The sequence below is a fragment of the Virgibacillus sp. MG-45 genome (assembly GCF_036409425.1).
In the GTDB taxonomy this organism is placed as follows: domain Bacteria; phylum Bacillota; class Bacilli; order Bacillales; family Amphibacillaceae; genus LDC-1.
On sequence record NZ_JAXOFU010000004.1, the window covers coordinates 188,150 to 204,662 of the forward strand.

The 16,513-nt window shown below is 38.0% G+C and carries 16 protein-coding genes; 14 read left to right on the forward strand and 2 right to left on the reverse strand.

Features of this window, described 5'->3' with window-relative positions; genetic code table 11:
* The first annotated feature begins 4 nt into the window (after positions 1-4).
* The 4 genes from kynA to SPK86_RS06390 all read left to right on the forward strand — a co-directional run bounded on the left by kynA (position 5) and on the right by SPK86_RS06390 (position 4,048).
* A complete protein-coding gene (gene kynA / locus SPK86_RS06375; RefSeq protein WP_284141140.1) occupies positions 5-859 on the forward strand; it encodes a tryptophan 2,3-dioxygenase in 855 nt (284 codons plus the stop codon).
* A 46-nt stretch (positions 860-905) separates the two neighbouring features.
* The gene (locus SPK86_RS06380; RefSeq protein ID WP_284141141.1) at positions 906-2,249 is read left to right on the forward strand and encodes a sodium-dependent transporter; all 1,344 of its coding nucleotides are present in this window, start codon (positions 906-908) and stop codon (positions 2,247-2,249) included.
* A 13-nt stretch (positions 2,250-2,262) separates the two neighbouring features.
* A complete protein-coding gene (kynB, locus tag SPK86_RS06385) occupies positions 2,263-2,901 on the forward strand; it encodes an arylformamidase (protein WP_284141142.1) in 639 nt (212 codons plus the stop codon).
* 91 nt (positions 2,902-2,992) lie between these two features.
* Positions 2,993-4,048 carry a M42 family metallopeptidase gene (locus SPK86_RS06390; RefSeq protein ID WP_284141143.1) on the forward strand — a complete coding sequence of 352 codons (1,056 nt, stop codon included), beginning with the start codon at positions 2,993-2,995 and terminating at the stop codon, positions 4,046-4,048.
* A 399-nt stretch (positions 4,049-4,447) separates the two neighbouring features.
* On the opposite strand, the gene trhA is transcribed toward SPK86_RS06390, so the two are convergent.
* The gene (trhA, locus tag SPK86_RS06395; RefSeq protein WP_284141144.1) at positions 4,448-5,095 is read right to left on the reverse strand and encodes a PAQR family membrane homeostasis protein TrhA; all 648 of its coding nucleotides are present in this window, start codon (positions 5,093-5,095) and stop codon (positions 4,448-4,450) included.
* Between the two features lie 138 nt (positions 5,096-5,233).
* On the opposite strand from trhA, the gene SPK86_RS06400 reads away from it, so the two are divergent.
* From SPK86_RS06400 to SPK86_RS06425, 6 genes are all read left to right on the forward strand, one after another.
* A complete protein-coding gene (locus SPK86_RS06400) occupies positions 5,234-5,818 on the forward strand; it encodes a DUF1836 domain-containing protein (RefSeq protein WP_284141145.1) in 585 nt (194 codons plus the stop codon).
* 155 nt (positions 5,819-5,973) lie between these two features.
* Entirely contained in the window at positions 5,974-6,321 is a 348-nt protein-coding gene (locus tag SPK86_RS06405; protein ID WP_284141146.1) for a lmo0954 family membrane protein, read from the forward strand.
* Between the two features lie 14 nt (positions 6,322-6,335).
* Positions 6,336-6,977 carry a PspA/IM30 family protein gene (locus SPK86_RS06410; protein WP_284141147.1) on the forward strand — a complete coding sequence of 214 codons (642 nt, stop codon included), beginning with the start codon at positions 6,336-6,338 and terminating at the stop codon, positions 6,975-6,977.
* 157 nt (positions 6,978-7,134) lie between these two features.
* Positions 7,135-7,866 (forward strand): cell wall-active antibiotics response protein LiaF, encoded by a 732-nt coding sequence (gene liaF / locus SPK86_RS06415; RefSeq protein WP_330948916.1) that lies wholly within the window; start codon positions 7,135-7,137, stop codon positions 7,864-7,866.
* On the forward strand, positions 7,863-8,894 hold the full coding sequence (locus SPK86_RS06420; RefSeq protein ID WP_330948917.1) for a sensor histidine kinase: 1,032 nt from the start codon (positions 7,863-7,865) through the stop codon (positions 8,892-8,894). The genes liaF and SPK86_RS06420 overlap by 4 nt, the downstream gene beginning before the upstream one ends.
* A 2-nt stretch (positions 8,895-8,896) precedes the next feature.
* The gene (locus tag SPK86_RS06425) at positions 8,897-9,535 is read left to right on the forward strand and encodes a response regulator (RefSeq protein WP_284141150.1); all 639 of its coding nucleotides are present in this window, start codon (positions 8,897-8,899) and stop codon (positions 9,533-9,535) included.
* 103 nt (positions 9,536-9,638) lie between these two features.
* On the opposite strand, the gene SPK86_RS06430 is transcribed toward SPK86_RS06425, so the two are convergent.
* Positions 9,639-10,670, reverse strand: a complete 1,032-nt coding sequence (locus SPK86_RS06430) for an FUSC family protein (RefSeq protein ID WP_284141151.1) — start codon at positions 10,668-10,670, stop codon at positions 9,639-9,641.
* Between the two features lie 348 nt (positions 10,671-11,018).
* On the opposite strand from SPK86_RS06430, the gene aceB reads away from it, so the two are divergent.
* The 4 genes from aceB (at position 11,019) to SPK86_RS06450 (ending at position 16,206) form a co-directional block, all read left to right on the forward strand.
* Entirely contained in the window at positions 11,019-12,623 is a 1,605-nt protein-coding gene (gene aceB / locus SPK86_RS06435) for a malate synthase A (protein WP_330948918.1), read from the forward strand.
* A complete protein-coding gene (aceA, locus tag SPK86_RS06440; RefSeq protein WP_284141153.1) occupies positions 12,620-13,897 on the forward strand; it encodes an isocitrate lyase in 1,278 nt (425 codons plus the stop codon). Before aceB ends, aceA begins: the two co-directional genes overlap by 4 nt.
* A 370-nt stretch (positions 13,898-14,267) precedes the next feature.
* Entirely contained in the window at positions 14,268-15,434 is a 1,167-nt protein-coding gene (locus tag SPK86_RS06445; RefSeq protein WP_330948919.1) for a C40 family peptidase, read from the forward strand.
* Positions 15,435-15,627: 193 nt separating this feature from the next.
* Complete coding sequence (locus tag SPK86_RS06450) at positions 15,628-16,206, forward strand: nitroreductase family protein (protein ID WP_330948920.1); 579 nt, start codon at positions 15,628-15,630, stop codon at positions 16,204-16,206.
* Positions 16,207-16,513 lie beyond the last annotated feature (307 nt).

Consider the following 16,513-nt stretch of genomic DNA (forward strand, 5'->3'; position numbering starts at 1 on the left):
GCACATGTCAAAGTCTATTTCTGAGTTATATAAACGACTGGAAAATGAAAAGGGCATTCATACAGACTTTAAAAATGATATGACCTATAGTGATTATTTACATCTTGATGGCATTTTGTCTAGTCAGAAAAGATTGTCTGATCATCATGATGAAATGTTATTTATCATTATTCATCAGGTGAGTGAACTCTGGATGAAGCTTATTATTCATGAGTTACACGCTGCGATTGAGGCGATTAAAAAAGGTGAGATGCAGGCCTCATTTAAGATGCTTGCTCGTGTAACGAAGATTCAATCACAAATCATTCAAGCGTGGGATGTGTTAGCAACCTTAACTCCAGCGGAATATATGGAGTTTCGTGATACGCTTGGCAAAGCATCTGGATTTCAATCTTATCAATATCGATTAATAGAATTTGCCTTAGGCTATAAATCAAGTAAAATACTACAAATCTATAAAAACGACAACAGGGTATACGACGTACTGAAAGTAGCTTTCCATTCTCCAAGCATCTATGATGTTTCAATAGAAGCGTTGCACCAGGCTGGGTTTCCGATTAATGAAGCATTAATTAATCGTGATTATGCAAACGTCTATGAAGGTGATCCTTCTGTGAAGGAGGCATGGAAGCAAGTCTACCAAGACGTGGATACATATTGGGACTTATACCAGTTGGCTGAGAAATTAGTGGATATAGAAGATTGGCTACAGCAATGGCGTTTTAGACATATGAAAACGGTAGAACGAATTATTGGATTTAAAACAGGAACTGGCGGCTCGAGTGGCGTGCACTATTTAAAACAAGTGCTTGATCACCGCTTTTTTCCCGAGCTTTGGGATATTCGAACAACGTTATAGCGACGCGGTTTATTTTTATGGAAGCAAGTGGAAGGAGGGATGACGAATGAAGCATCCGAATAATCAATGGTCCTCCAAGCTAGGATTTATTCTCGCATCTGCCGGGGCGGCTGTAGGACTTGGTGCGATTTGGAAATTTCCTTATGTAACTGGGATGAATGGTGGCGGAGCGTTCTTTTTATTATTTGTTTTGTTTACGGTATTAATCGGATTACCGATGCTAATATCTGAATTTATTATTGGGAGAGGTGCTTCCTTAGAAGCGGTTAGTGCATATAAAAAGCTAGCTCCTAACACAGCATGGGTCTGGATTGGCAGGCTAGGAGTTATAGGTTGTTTTTTGTTACTTTCTTTCTATAGTGTAGTTGGTGGCTGGGTATTCATTTATAGTATTCGTGCGCTTTTTGGGGGCATTATTGCAACGGGTATGGACTTTAGTATGCTGTTTGGAAGCATTATTGGAACACCGTGGATTACAATTGTAGGCTTATTCCTTTTTACTTTGATTAATATTATTGTCGTTTCTTTTGGTGTCAGCGCAGGCATTGAACGGGCAAATAAGTATATGATGCCATTGCTATTCATTTTCTTAATCATTCTCGTTGTTCGTTCCATCACTTTAGAAGGAGCAATGGAGGGAATTGCCTTTTTTCTAACACCTGATTTTTCAGGACTTAACAAAGAAGCGATTTTATATGCGTTAGGTCAATCCTTTTTTTCACTTGCTGTTGGTTTTTCCTGTATGGTAACGTATAGCTCATATTTGAAAAAGGATGTCCGTTTGCCATCTTCTGCTGCGACGGTAGTGAGTATGAATTTACTTGTATCCCTATTAGCAGGCCTAGCAATATTTCCAGTTGTCTTTGCTTTCGGGTTAGAGCCAACGGAGGGGCCTGGTCTGTTATTTATTGTCTTACCCGCAGTATTTTCACAGTTGCCATTTGGTGAGCTATTTTTAGTATTGTTTTTATGGTTGTTTTTATTTGCTACGTTAACTTCTTCCTTTAGCTTATACGAAATTATTGTCGCAGCATTTACAGCGAACAAGAAACGAACTAGAAAAAAGGTTACATGGCTCCTTGGGGCAATTGTATTTATTGCTGCATTGCCATCCGCGTTATCTTCTAGTCTACTTCATGAAGTATCCATCGTTGGTTTTACTATATTTGATGCAACAGATTTTTTGGTGAGTAATATTTTACTTCCATTTGGTAGCTTGTTAATCGCCATTTTCATTATTCATCGTATGGACCGGGTGCTAGTAGAAAGCGAGTTCCACTTGGGAAGTGCGCCATCAAAAGGTCTGTATCAAGCATGGCGGTTTTTAATGACTTGGATTGTACCACTCACCATTCTGGTTGTGTTTTTTCATACAATTGGACTGTTATAAGGGGGATAAGAACATGAATAAAAATAAATGGATTGATATATCGCAACCACTTACAAATAATATCGCAGTCTGGCCAGGAGATACGCCTTTTACATATGCGCTAAGCTGTACAAAGGAGCAAAGTGGTTCTGTGAATGTCGGAAGCATATCAACGAGTGTTCATACTGGAACACATGTTGATGCTCCGTTTCATTTTAATAACCACGGGGATAAAATACATGAATTAGATATAAATCGCTTTATTGGCAAGGCAAGAGTAATCGATGTACGGGACTGGGATGTAATCGGTCAGGAGGAGCTAGAAAGCTTTGATTTAGCTGGGGTGTCCCGACTCTTATTGCGCATGAAGGAACGAGAAAGCTTTAACGTTTTTCCTGAAGCCTATCCTATTTTACATGAAAATATGGGCCCCTTTTTAAAGGAAAAGCATATACATCTGATTGGAATAGAAGCACCTTCTGTTGATCCAGTGGACAGCAAGGAGTTAACAGCACATCATGCGCTATCTAAGCATGGTGTATCTATTTTAGAAAATCTTGTTTTAACGCATGTTGCTCCAGGTGATTATGAGTTAATCGCTTTACCGCTTGCTATTTATGGAGGGGATGGAAGTCCAGTGCGAGCAGTTATTCGTCCATTGGAAGAGGAATAGCGTTGCCATGGTATTAAAGCCTTGTTATTGTTGTAATCCACTATTCACGATAAAATAGAAAGAAAGCGTGAAAAGAAAGGGAGTCTGTTTTATGAACTATCCAAATATCGAAGAAACAACACAGCTAATTAAAGAGCTTGTTGCTATACCAAGCCCATCTGGTTATACAGATAACGTCATTGCTTTTGTAGAAAACCATTTGAAGAAGTATCATGTGGCAACAAAGCGGAATCGCAAAGGCGGTCTTATCGCAACGATACCAGGAAAGAGCGATGATCAGCATCGTATGCTGACAGCTCATGTTGATACACTTGGAGCCATGGTGAAGGAAATTAAAAGTAATGGTCGCCTTCGCTTGGACTTAATTGGTGGCTTTAAATACAATTCCATTGAAGGCGAGTATTGCGAGATACATACATCAAGCGGTAAATCTTTTACAGGGACGATATTAATGCATCAAACATCTGTTCATGTGTATAAGGATGCAGGAAAAGCGGAACGTAATCAGGAGAATATGGAGGTTCGTATTGATGCAAAGGTGAATAATGCTGCGGAAGTAAGTGCGCTAGGTATCGAGGTAGGCGATTTTGTTTCTTTTGATCCTCGTGTCCAGCAAACAGCAAACGGTTTTATTAAATCGCGTCATTTAGATGACAAGGCGAGTGTTGCCATCCTGCTTCAGCTTATAAAGCGCATCAAATCAGAAGGCATTACCTTACCATATACCACCCATTTTCTTATTTCAAATAACGAGGAGATTGGTTATGGTGGGAACTCCAATATTACTCCTGAAACCGTAGAGTATTTGGCAGTGGATATGGGGGCAATTGGAGATGGTCAATCGACCGATGAATACACCGTTTCAATTTGTGTGAAAGATGCAAGTGGTCCTTATCATTATGGCCTTCGCCAAAAGCTAACGCGGTTAGCAGCAGATAATGACATTGCTTACAAACTAGATATTTATCCATATTACGGATCAGATGCATCTGCGGCCATTCGTAGTGGACATGATATTATTCACGGCTTAGTTGGACCGGGAATTGATTCCTCCCATGCATTTGAACGAACACATGAATCGTCGCTTCAGTGTACAGAGGAGCTTTTGTATCATTATGTACAATCAGAATTAGAACCGATAAAGTAGTTCCATTAAAAAAGGAAGATGAGACAAAACAAGAGCATTAGTATCAATATCCGAACAGTTCCATTTTAGTTTGAAAATGGGTTCGCTTTCCACGGGCACGGCCTCAACTAACACGGAAAAGAAATTTCGCTTTTCCGTGTGGATTTTCGGCTCGTGCTGTTCCCGCAGGACAAGGAATGCTTCGGCAGCGACACATCGCACGCAGAAAAAGTGCTTTTCTTTTTCAAGGAGTCTCACCCTTTTCAACTTCCAATAAATTCATTTAATTGCATTAATTTATTGTAGTCAATAATTTTGTCGGATTTTTGATAGGAAATTGTTTTATCTCTGCCTCACTTTTTATACCATTCAACAAAAGATTTTTTGTTGCAGATCTAGTTTTTAGAAATCAAACTTGATTTACAATACATATCCAAAAATACAGATAAAGTGAAACAGGCTTCCAAGCATAATGAATATATGAAATATCTCATGGAATCCCCAATTCTTGAAGGCAAGAAAGGATGGCTTCAACCAATAGATTAATCCACCAACCGTATAAAAAATACCGCCAGCTATTAGCAAGGAGATACCAGTTCCACCAATAATGGATGCAAGTGGAACACTAAAGAAGATAACAATCCAGCCCATTACAATGTATATCGATGTCGACAGCCATCTTGGGGCATGGAACCAGATTAATTTAAATATAATCCCGAGAACAGCCAATCCTTGAATAACACCGAACAGAATCCAACCAGTAGATCCGTTAAGACTTATTAAACAAATTGGTGTATATGTCCCTGCGATTAATACAAAAATCATGGAGTGATCAATACGGCGAAGCCAGGCAATAACTTTGTCTTTGGCAATGACCATATGATACGTTGCAGATGCGGCATATAACAGGATCATGCTAATTCCAAAAATGCCAACTGCAATAATTGCTAATGTCGATTGTGTGTCGATGCTTGCTTTGATTACCAATGCTAACAGTCCAACAAAGGACAAAATTGCTCCAAATAAATGAGTCAGCCCATTTATAGGTTCTCGAATATGAAATCCCATTATTATCACACCTTACGTTTTGATGTAGTTTCTAATACTACATGTAATAATACACGTATAACGTCATGTAGTCAAGATTTACTTTTGGTGTTTTTTTCTGTATAATAGAGACTATTAATCGTAAGAGAGGGTTACTACATGGACAATTTACAAGAAATAATGGCTTCTCTTAAGTTGGATAATCATTTATCTTTAAAGGATATTCCTGATATTGATTTATATATGGACCAGGTTATTCAATTATTTGAAAAGCAATTTTCTGATTCAAAAAGAAATGAAGAAGAAAAGATATTAACGAAAACGATGATTAATAATTATGCAAAAGGGAAATTATTTATCCCGGTGAAGAACAAAAAGTACTCCAGAGAGCATTTGATCTTAATTAGTCTTATTTATCATATGAAAGGCGCACTGTCTATCGGAGATATTAAACAGTTATTAGAACGGTTAAATGATAAGATAGCCCATGAAGATTTTCAAGCAGATGCCCTCTATGAGAGCTTTTTAGCGCTTTCTGAACAAAATGAGAATCGTGTTTTATCAAATATAACGGACATCACAGATGAAGTGACCAACGAAGTAGAAAAACTAGCTGATACGGATAAGGATTATTTAGAGACATTGTTACTTGCTGTAACTTTTGCAAACATTAGTAGCTTCTATCGGAGAGCAGCGGAAAAGCTCGTTGATGGAATGGTTGCACAAAATGAAAAAGACGACTAAATGCTGTCCACCTGTTAAAAAGGTGTGACAGTATTTTTTTGTGCAATTTTTTCTAAAATACGTCTCAGGTCTTATAAGAAATATGCCTAAGGTGCATTACGCCGTAACAGGCTAGACGATAAGATGGAATTAAGAAAGGAAAGGAGGAACAAACAGTGAAAAAATTCCTATTATTTGTCGGAGGCCTAGTTGCGCTTTTTGTACTGTTAGTAAACCTTGGTCCGATGGTTTTATTAGGACTTGGTATCTGGCTTCTATATGTTATCTTTAAGCAATTCATGAAAAGTCCATCATTTGGAGGAAAGATAGGGTGGACAATTCTTGGGCTTTTTGTACTCGGTATTGCTTTGTCTAACATCTATTCTATTATCGGAATTGCTGCTGCATATGTCTTGTATGTCATTTTCAAACAATGGAAGCAGGATGATTCCGTAGTGATAGATGAAAATAATAATGATCCATTTAAAAACTTTGAACGCCAATGGGCGGAATTAAATCGATAAGGGAGAGGATTTTAATGACGAGTATCTTTACACGGATGAAGGAAAGTATCAACGCGGATTTACATTATTTCTTAGATCAAAAGGAGCAAAAAAATCCAATTGTCGCTCTAAACCAGTATCTACGTCAAAGTGAGCAAGAAAAAGAAAAGGTTCGTAAGCTTATTGAACGTCAATATCGCTTAAAAGAGGAATTTGAAAGAGAATTTTTGAAAGCGCAAGATCATGCAGAAAAACGTGCCAAGCAAGCATCAATCGCAGAAAAAGCCGGGGAGCTGGAAATGCAAGCTTTTGCTGAGAGAGAGCATGCTGAATACCAGGAGCGTGCGGTTCGAATGAAGCAAGCACGTGAGGAAGCAGTGGAACAGCTAGATTTACTTGAACAAAAATATGAAGAAATGAAGCATAAGTTAAAGGATATGCATTTAAAGCGAATGGAGCTAATGGGAAGGGAAAATATCGCGAATGCCAAGCAGCAAATTAACCGTGTGCTAGAAGAAACAACGGATAAGCCTTTTTCACGGTTTGCAGAAATGGAACGGTATATAGAGAATCTGGAATACAAGGTGAACAGCTCCTATTATCGAAGTACATTTGATAGTAAAATTGCAAAGCTAGAACAAGAACTCAAAGAAAATGACAAAAACATAGCACAATAAAGAAAAACCTTAAGTAGCACATTGTAGTTTAGCTATGCGCAATCGACAATTTACTGCCAGTTACATGGGACGTACATGTTGAAATCCAGTAATTCATGCTATACTAAACAGGCGTACATGTACGCCTGTTTAGTTAATTTGAAGGAGGGCTAGTCACGTGTTTCATCGATTATCAACAGATACACTAAATTGGATAATAATCATTGGGATAGCCCTTTTTATTTTAGAATTAGCCTTTTTCCATGGCGGAATGGTGATTCCAGCACTCTTTTCTGCACTTGCCATCTATATTGGACGGAAACACTTATATGAGGTATGGGGCAAGGTTGTGTTTTGGCTTGGTGTTATTGGATTCGTATTTTCGGTACTTAATATGCTGGCTGTAAGATTTTTAATTGTAGCTGGCATTGTTTTGTTCGTAATGGATTATATGAAAACGAAGAAGGAAGCTCAGCAATTACATCCAGATCGGACTATTATTTCTGAACAACAAGAAGAAGAGCTTATTCAAATAAAGCCTCTTTTTAATCATCGATTATTCGGGGAGCAGTCGACAGAAAGCGAAGCATATAAATGGCATGATATGAATATTCACGGCGGCTTTGGTGATCGGATCATTGACTTAAGTAACACGGTTCTTCCAGAGGATACCGCTGTTATTTCTATTCGTCACTTTATTGGAAATCTAGAAATCTATGTTCCATACGAAGTGGAAGTAAGTATCCATCATAGTGCTGTTTTTGGAAGAGCACATATTTTTGGACAGCATCATTGGAAATTAATGAATCAATCCGTACTATACCAGACAGAAGCTTATGCTTCGACATATCCTCGTGTGAAAATCGTTACCTCTTTATTTTCAGGAGATATTGAGGTGAGGCGGATATGACTATTTTCATACGACATGTATTCACGTCGGTATTTTTTAGTTTATTACTGATTTTGCTCGTATTTGGTGTTCTAGCGACCGTATTCCCTACAGATAATTGGCAATTTCTCCTTGATAAAACAATAGCAGATGTCCCTATTTTGTATATTATCATTGGTATCCCAATTGTTGCTGGTACGGTTTTCGGTGTGTCGATTGGATGGTATTGGCGCCAACGGACTTTACGAATAGCTCGACAGCTAGATGAGCTTGCAAAAGGACAGCCAGTATCTCGACCAGGAGAACAAGATGGTCAACTTAAAAAAATCGATCAAGCGTTGGAGCGTGTAGAAGAAAAGCTTCGTAATCAAACAGAGCAAGCGCAGCGACAAGCTACTATTGATGCAGTTGAAAGAGAAAAAAGCTTACAAGAAATCGTTGTTCAAGAGCGGAATAGACTTGCAAGAGAGCTTCATGACTCGGTTAGTCAACAGTTGTTCGCGGCTTCGATGATGATGTCAACAATAAACGAAATGAACGCACCAATAGAACCGACAATGCAGCGGCAGCTACATTTGATAGAAAAAGCCATTCATCAATCACAATCGGAAATGCGTGCGTTGTTGCTTCATTTGCGTCCTGTCCCACTAAAAGGAAAGTCGATCCAAGAAGGCATTGAAGAACTGCTTCAAGAGCTTTCTCAAAAGGTTCCGATGTCCATTCACTGGCAAATAGAGGATATGGAGATAGCAAAGGGAATTGAAGATCAATTGTTTCGCATTCTACAGGAAGCAATCTCTAATACATTGCGACATGCGAATGCTACGAAATTAGAAGTCCTTTTCATTGAACGGGATGGAATGGTGATTATGCGTATTGTTGATAATGGTGTTGGCTTTGATTTGAAAAAGGTAAAGACAAGTTCCTATGGATTAAACAATATGCATGAAAGAGCGCTCCAGGTAGGTGGAATGCTTAAAGTTATTAGCCTTCCAGATGAAGGGACACGACTCGAGGTTAAAATCCCAATCCAAAAAAAGGGTGAATGAAAATGATAAAAATTTTATTTGCCGATGATCATGAAATGGTAAGAATCGGTGTTTCCTCCTATCTTTCAGCACAGAGAGACATGGAGGTAATTGCAGAGGCGGATGACGGGGCTGAAGCAGTACAGCTTGCGCTTCAATTAAAACCGGATATTATTTTGCTTGATCTCGTGATGAAAGAAATGGATGGAATAGAAGCAACAAAAAAAATTATCGAACAATGGCCAGAAGCAAAAATAATCATCGTAACGAGTTTTTTAGATGATGAGAAAGTCTATCCTGCACTTGAGGCAGGAGCTACGAGTTATATGCTCAAAACCTCAAAAGCAAGTGAGATTGCTGCAGCGATCCGAGCAACCTATCAAGGGCAACCGACGCTAGAGCCAGAGGTAACAGGCAAGCTGATGAACCGTATGCGAAAGCAAAGTCCAATGGCATTGCATGAGCAATTGACAGAAAGAGAAAAAGAAGTGTTATTATGGATGGCGCACGGAAAAACGAATCAGGAAATTGCCGATGAGTTATTTATTGCCTTAAAAACGGTTAAGGTTCATGTAAGCAATATATTATCGAAGCTTGAGGTTTCTGACCGTACGCAAGCCGTCATCTATGCATTTAATCACGATCTCGTCCCTCGTAAATAATTTATTCATTGTAAAATAGTATATTTCCGCCTGTAGGCGGTTTTTGTTTTGGTAAAAAAGAGGCCCATCAAGCACTCGCGCTTGGTAGGGCCTCTTTTTCATTTCATGTTTTTTGGTGAGAATCATTTTTATCATAATAGCTACTGACGGCATTAAAAATAGCGAGTAATTCATAAAGAATAATGAGCTCAGGAGGAAAATAGGTTGGATGCTGTGCGTTGTTCTTCGTTATTTCCTCATTATCCTCCCAAAATAACGCGGTAACTTGTTTTAATGTAACCTGATGGTGTAAAGGATCAAATTGGGATGGATTATTTAAACTAGCTACTAACATATCAATGGCATGGAGTAAAAAGGAGCGCTCTTCTTCTGTCCATGAAATAGATTGCATTGGTGTGTTAATTAAATTACTTAAATGGTAATGAATAAGTCGTAAATCCGATAGCTGGAGCTGCGCCTTTTTAAACTTGTCTTTTTCTGTGCCTACTAAAGGATGAAACGTGGCTTCTTCTTTTTGATAACGAATAAAGGAATCGGCTTTTTGAAACGTTTTATTCATTTCCTTTAAGCTTTGCTTAACAATCTGATCATTATCCTCGTTCATTCGTAGAATTTTCGAGAATACACGCTCTATATTTTGCGCAGTTTTCTTTCGAATGGATTGGATGCGTTCTAAAATTTCCTTTGTATAGTCTGGTGGTAAAATAAACATGTTTACACCAGTTGATACAAGTAGTCCAATCGTTGTTGTTGCTAATCGAATAAAGAAGGCAATGAAAAGGTTACTATGAATAACCTCGATCATCGCAACAGCTGTTAATGTTGCAACAAGTAAGCCCGCATGCAATTTTAAACGGTAACAGGTTGCAATGGTAAATACCGCTGCGAGGGTATAGGTAATTGGTGAATTTCCGAAGAGGGAAATGAATAAAACAGCATAGGCGGATCCTATCGCAGATGCGGGAAAACGAATGATCCCCTTTTTGATGGAATCAGAAACAGTGGGTTCTAGTGTAACAATAGCTGTTATTACTGCAAATACTGGTGGCCAATTTAGTAGCTGACAGATCCAAGCCGTTAGGAATACCGCTACACCAGTTTTGACAACTCGTCCACCTGCAAATCGAAAACGCATTTTATCTTTCCTCCAATATGAAATACTATCTCTATTTTTTCAACAAAGAACGTAGATTGCAACTATTGCTTCTATATTTTTAAAAAAGGGGTTGCATTATTGCAATTTTATGCATAAACTGTATTATAACAATATTAAAATAATTTATCTGTTATATATAAGGGGGTGAATCAATTGCTAATCCAAACGGTTCATTGTGCAGAATGTGGTTGTGTGATGGAGGAAAGAGGGTACATTTTAGTTTGTGCGTATTGCTTAGCAAAATGGAAGGATTAATTTTTTTGGGTTAGTTGTTATATAACATTAATAAAATAAGTTATGTTGTTATACATCAAAAGGTGGGGTGTTATGTTATTGGAGAAAAGTTCGTTACAAATAAGGGGAGAAATTTTTTCACATTGTGAAGATGTATTAACAGAGGAAGCGAGAGAATTTTTAGTAAGTCTGCATAACCGATTTAATGATCGCAGAAAAAATCTGCTCGCTATTCGAAAACAGATTCAACAAAAAATTAAAGAAGGAAAGCAGTTAGACTTTTTACCAGAAACCAAAAGCATTCGAGAAGGAGATTGGCAAGTTGCTCCACTTCCAAAAGATTTGCAAGATCGGCGGGTAGAAATTACAGGACCTGTTGATCGTAAAATGATAATCAATGCGCTTAATTCTGGGGCAACAGGCTTTATGGCAGATTTTGAAGATGCTACCTCGCCGACTTGGAGAAATATTCTCGAGGGACAGCAAAATTTAATCGATGCTGTCAGAAGGAAAATAGATTTTGTAGGGAGTAATGGAAAGCATTACGCCTTAAATAAAGAAACTGCTGTATTGATGGTAAGACCGAGAGGCTTACATTTAGAGGAAAAGCATCTTTTTGTAGAAGGAAAGCCAATGGCAGCAAGCTTTGTAGATTTTGGTCTGTTCTTTTATCACAATGCACAAGCGTTATGTAAGCAAGGAGCTGGACCATACTTTTATCTTCCTAAGCTAGAGAATCATCTTGAGGCAAGACTCTGGAATGACATTTTTATCTTTGCTCAAAAGGAGTTAGGTTTTCCAGAGGGAACAATAAAGGCAACTGTATTAATTGAAACAATTACTGCAGCATTTGAGATGGATGAGATTTTATATGAGTTAAATGAGCATGCTGCCGGATTGAATTGTGGCAGATGGGATTATATTTTTAGTGTGATAAAAAAATTCCATGATGATCCTGATTTATTGCTACCTAATCGGGATCAAATCACAATGAATGTACCTTTTATGCGTGCATACACACAGTTGGCGGTAAAAACCTGTCATAAACGAAATGCATCTGCAATAGGTGGAATGGCTGCACAAATTCCTGTTAAAGATGATGAAGTACGAAACAAGGAAGCATTTATGAAAGTGCGATTAGATAAAGAACGTGAAAGAAACGATGGATTCGATGGTACATGGGTTGCGCATCCAGGAATGGTTCAACTGGTAAAAGAAGTTTTTAATGAAGGAATGCCGACTCCTAATCAATTATTTATCAAACGAGAAGACGTAGATGTGGGTGCAACGGACTTACTCCAATTTCCTTCAGGAAGCATTACAGAAGCGGGGTTACGTACAAATATACGAGTTGCGATTGAGTATACTACGTATTGGCTTCAAGGCTATGGTGCAGTACCAATCAATCACTTAATGGAGGATGCTGCTACTGCGGAAATATCAAGAGCTCAAATTTGGCAATGGGTTCGTCATGAAAAAGGAATACTTGAGGATGGCAGAAAAATTACATTGGAACTTGTTTTTGAAATGATGCAAACAGAAGTTCAATCACTATGTAAAAACGAAACTAAATTAGATACACATTTTATTAAAGAAGCAGAGGGAATATGCAGGCAGCTGATCAAGGAGGATAGTTTCACGGAATTTTTAACATTGCCTGCATACGAGCAATTAATTAGAGGGGGAGAGAATGGATGAATGATTTACGTATAGCACAATTAAAACAAAGCTGGCAGAATGACAAAAGATGGGAAGGGATTAAAAGACCGTATACAGCTGAAGAGGTGATAAGACTTAGGGGATCTTTAGATATTGAATATACTCTTGCTAAAAGAGGAGCAGATAAGCTGTGGAATATGCTACAACAGATGGATTATGTTCATGCGCTAGGTGCATTAACTGGGAACCAAGCAGTACAGCAAGTAAAGGCAGGATTAAAAGCTATTTATCTTAGTGGCTGGCAAGTGGCTGCAGATGCAAATTTATCTGGTCATATGTATCCAGACCAAAGTCTCTATCCAGTGAATAGTGTTCCACATGTGGTGAAACGAATCAATCAAGCATTACAACGGGCAGATCAAATTAATTTCGTCGATGACCAAGTTGAAACTGATTGGTTTGCACCAATTATAGCCGACGCAGAAGCTGGATTTGGTGGGCAGTTAAATGTGTTTGAATTAATGAAAGCGATGATTGAATCTGGGGCTGCAGCGGTTCATTTCGAGGATCAGCTGTCATCCGAGAAAAAGTGTGGACATCTTGGCGGCAAGGTGCTACTTCCTACACAATCAGCCGTAAGAAATCTTATTTCTGCGCGTTTAGCGGCAGATGTGATGGGAACACCGACATTAGTAATTGCCCGAACGGATGCTAATGCAGCAGCATTGATTACGAGTGATATGGATCCAGCAGACCACCCGTTTATGACAGGTGAACGAACGACGGAAGGGTTTTATCGAACACAAGCAGGCTTAGAGCAAGCAATTGCTAGAGGATTAGCTTATGCGCCATATGCAGATCTTATTTGGTGTGAAACATCAGAGCCGAATTTACAAGAAGCGGCACAATTTGCGCAGGCCATTCATGCAGAATATCCAAATAAATTACTAGCATATAACTGCTCGCCTTCATTTAATTGGAAACGAAAGCTGGATGAAAAGACGATAGCTGCATTTCAGAAGGAACTAGGGAAACTAGGGTATAAATTTCAATTTGTTACATTAGCAGGATTTCATGCTTTGAATCATAGTATGTTTGAGTTGGCACGCAAGTATAAAGAAGAAGGAATGGCAGCTTATTCAGAGCTGCAGCAAGCTGAATTTGCAAGTGAAAAAGATGGCTATACTGCAACAAGACATCAACAAGAGGTAGGAACAGGATACTTTGATGACGTGGCCCAAATTATATCTGGAGGAACCTCGTCAACAGCAGCATTAGCTGGTTCGACAGAAGAAGAACAATTCACGTATTAAGAACCGAAAAAGTAGAATTCCGAGTTGGAGGGAATTCTACTTTTTCTAGTATATTAGAATGAAACATTCGCTTTATGTCGAATTATTTCCCGAATATTTCATGTTGGCGAATGGAAAGAATGCTGTTAGGATAGAGCATTGGTAGCGTGTCTGAATGAAAATTGCGCAGAAATCATCACTTTTGAAATATAATTGTAACATTATCATAACATAGGTGAAATTTTTAGATGATATACTTCTAATTGCCTAAGTTAATAGATTATAAAAATGAATCACATACTGCCTACATATTTTGATAGATTATAAACAGATACATATATAAACTCTAGCATTTTCAGCAGATGTGACATGGGGAAGCGAGGAAAATAACGTGTTAAAAAAGACAATGATTACGGTTGCTACAATTACTGTAGTAGGATTAGGTAGTGCTTTTTTCACAGATTCGATCCATGCTGAAACGCTACATGATTTAAAAACAAAACAAGAAAAAATACAAGATCAACGTGCAAATATTAAAGCAAATCTATCAAAGGCTGAAGCAGATATTGCGGATATTTTAATTGATTTGGAAAATTTAAACGATGAAATTTCTCGTACAGATAAAGCGCTTAAAGAAAATGAAAAAGCGATGAAGAAAACGACGGATGATATTGCTGCTACAGAAGCAGAAGTTGCAGAATTAGAAGAAGCTATTGCAAAGCGTTATGAAATATTAAAACAGCGCGCAGTTTCTTACCAAAAAAGCGGTGGTAACATCGGTTATCTAGATGTAATATTCGGTTCTAATAGTTTCGGTGAATTTATTAGTCGTGTATCAGCAGTTACTAAAATTACCGAATCAGATCAGGAATTAATGACACAAATCGAAAAAGATAAAGAAAATGTTGAAAAAAAGCTTTCTAACCTTGAAGATATGAAGGTTGAACTTGAAGGTATGAAAACATTAATTCTTGAGCAGAAAGAACAAAACGAAGCAAAGAAGCAAGAGCTTAAGCAGAAGAAAAAAGATTTACAAGCGAAAAAAGACAAGCTACAGTTAAAAGATAGTAATCTTGCATCATTAGAAGCTCAAGTTCGAAACAGTATTTCTTCAGCTACTGCACCACAAGTAAGTAGCTCACAGAGTGGTGGCGGAAAGCTAACAACGCTTGGAAGTAAGAGCCTAGCACCATCTAAAAGCTTTAATTCTGCGATAAGTGCAGGCTATTCTGTACTTGGTACACCGTATGTATGGGCAGGTAAAAGACCTGGTGGATTTGACTGTTCCGGATTCGTATCATGGGCATATAGTAAAGCGGGCGTTTCTATCCCATCAAGTACATCTGCACTATCTGGTGTCGGAAGTAAGGTAACTTCAGGGCCACAGCCAGGTGATCTCGTATTCTTCAACACGTACAAGACGAATGGTCATGTTGGAATCTATATTGGTGGCGGTAAATTTATCGGTGCACAAAATTCCACTGGAGTAGCAGTTGCAGATATGACAAGCGGTTATTGGAAAAGCAAATTTAATGGACATGTACGACGTGTTCGCTAATATATAAATTTAGAGCGCATTGGAAGTTTAACTTCCAGTGTGTTTTTTTGTTGTGGTTAAAAGGAATTTGTTCTAATCTAGAAAAGAAATATAACAAGGTTATTTTATGTAAAAGGATTCTTTTTTGTAACTATTGAAGGTATAATATAATTTGTAAATTTAAATAAATTACATTTGTGGAGGGAATTTCTTAATGAATATAAATGACTATCGTAAGCCAACTTATGACATTGATCCAATCTACATAAAGCGTTGGTCGCCAAGAGCGTTTCAAGATAAGCAAGTTTCTGATGAGGTACTGTATAGTTTATTTGAAGCAGCACGTTGGGCACCATCAGCTGGAAACGTCCAACCTTGGCGTTTTGTTTTCGCGAAAAAGGATGCAGACAAAGAAAAGTTCTTATCATTTATATATGAATCAAATACAGTATGGTGTAAGCATGCTTCTGTATTAATGGCGGTAATCTCGAAGGAAGAAGCAGAGCTCTTCGGAGGGAAAAATCCTACACATGCATTTGACACAGGAACAGCATGGGGTTTCTTTGCTCTAGAGGCTGCTCGTAAAGGGTTAATCACACATGGTATGGGTGGATTTGATCGTGAGAAAGCAAAGGAAGTTTTAAATATTCCAGCTGGATATACAGTCAATGCAGTTGTAGCAATCGGCTATCAAGGTGAAAAGGATACATTACCTGAGCAATTTCAAGCACGCGAAATTCCTTCGCCCCGTAATGAATTTGACACCTTTGTTTTTGAAGGTTTATTTAAATAATTAACAGCCGTAAAGAGAAGGTGAAGTGCCCATCAATTGTTAGACAGCCTCTAACAATTTGGTGGGCAGTTTTTCTATGGCAAAATTTATTTCCGAAGATAAATTAGAAGCAGTTACTCGTTATCTATTCAAAAACTCAAATCTAACAAAAATCTATACTATTCTACGCATCTCGATTTCTTCTTTTATAAAATTGCTTCCCTTTTTAAATCCACCTTTATAATATAAAAAAACTGCCTAAATATACAAAAAGAGGATTAAGGATTATTTAAGCCGGGTATTGTATAAATACCTCATGTTATCTTCT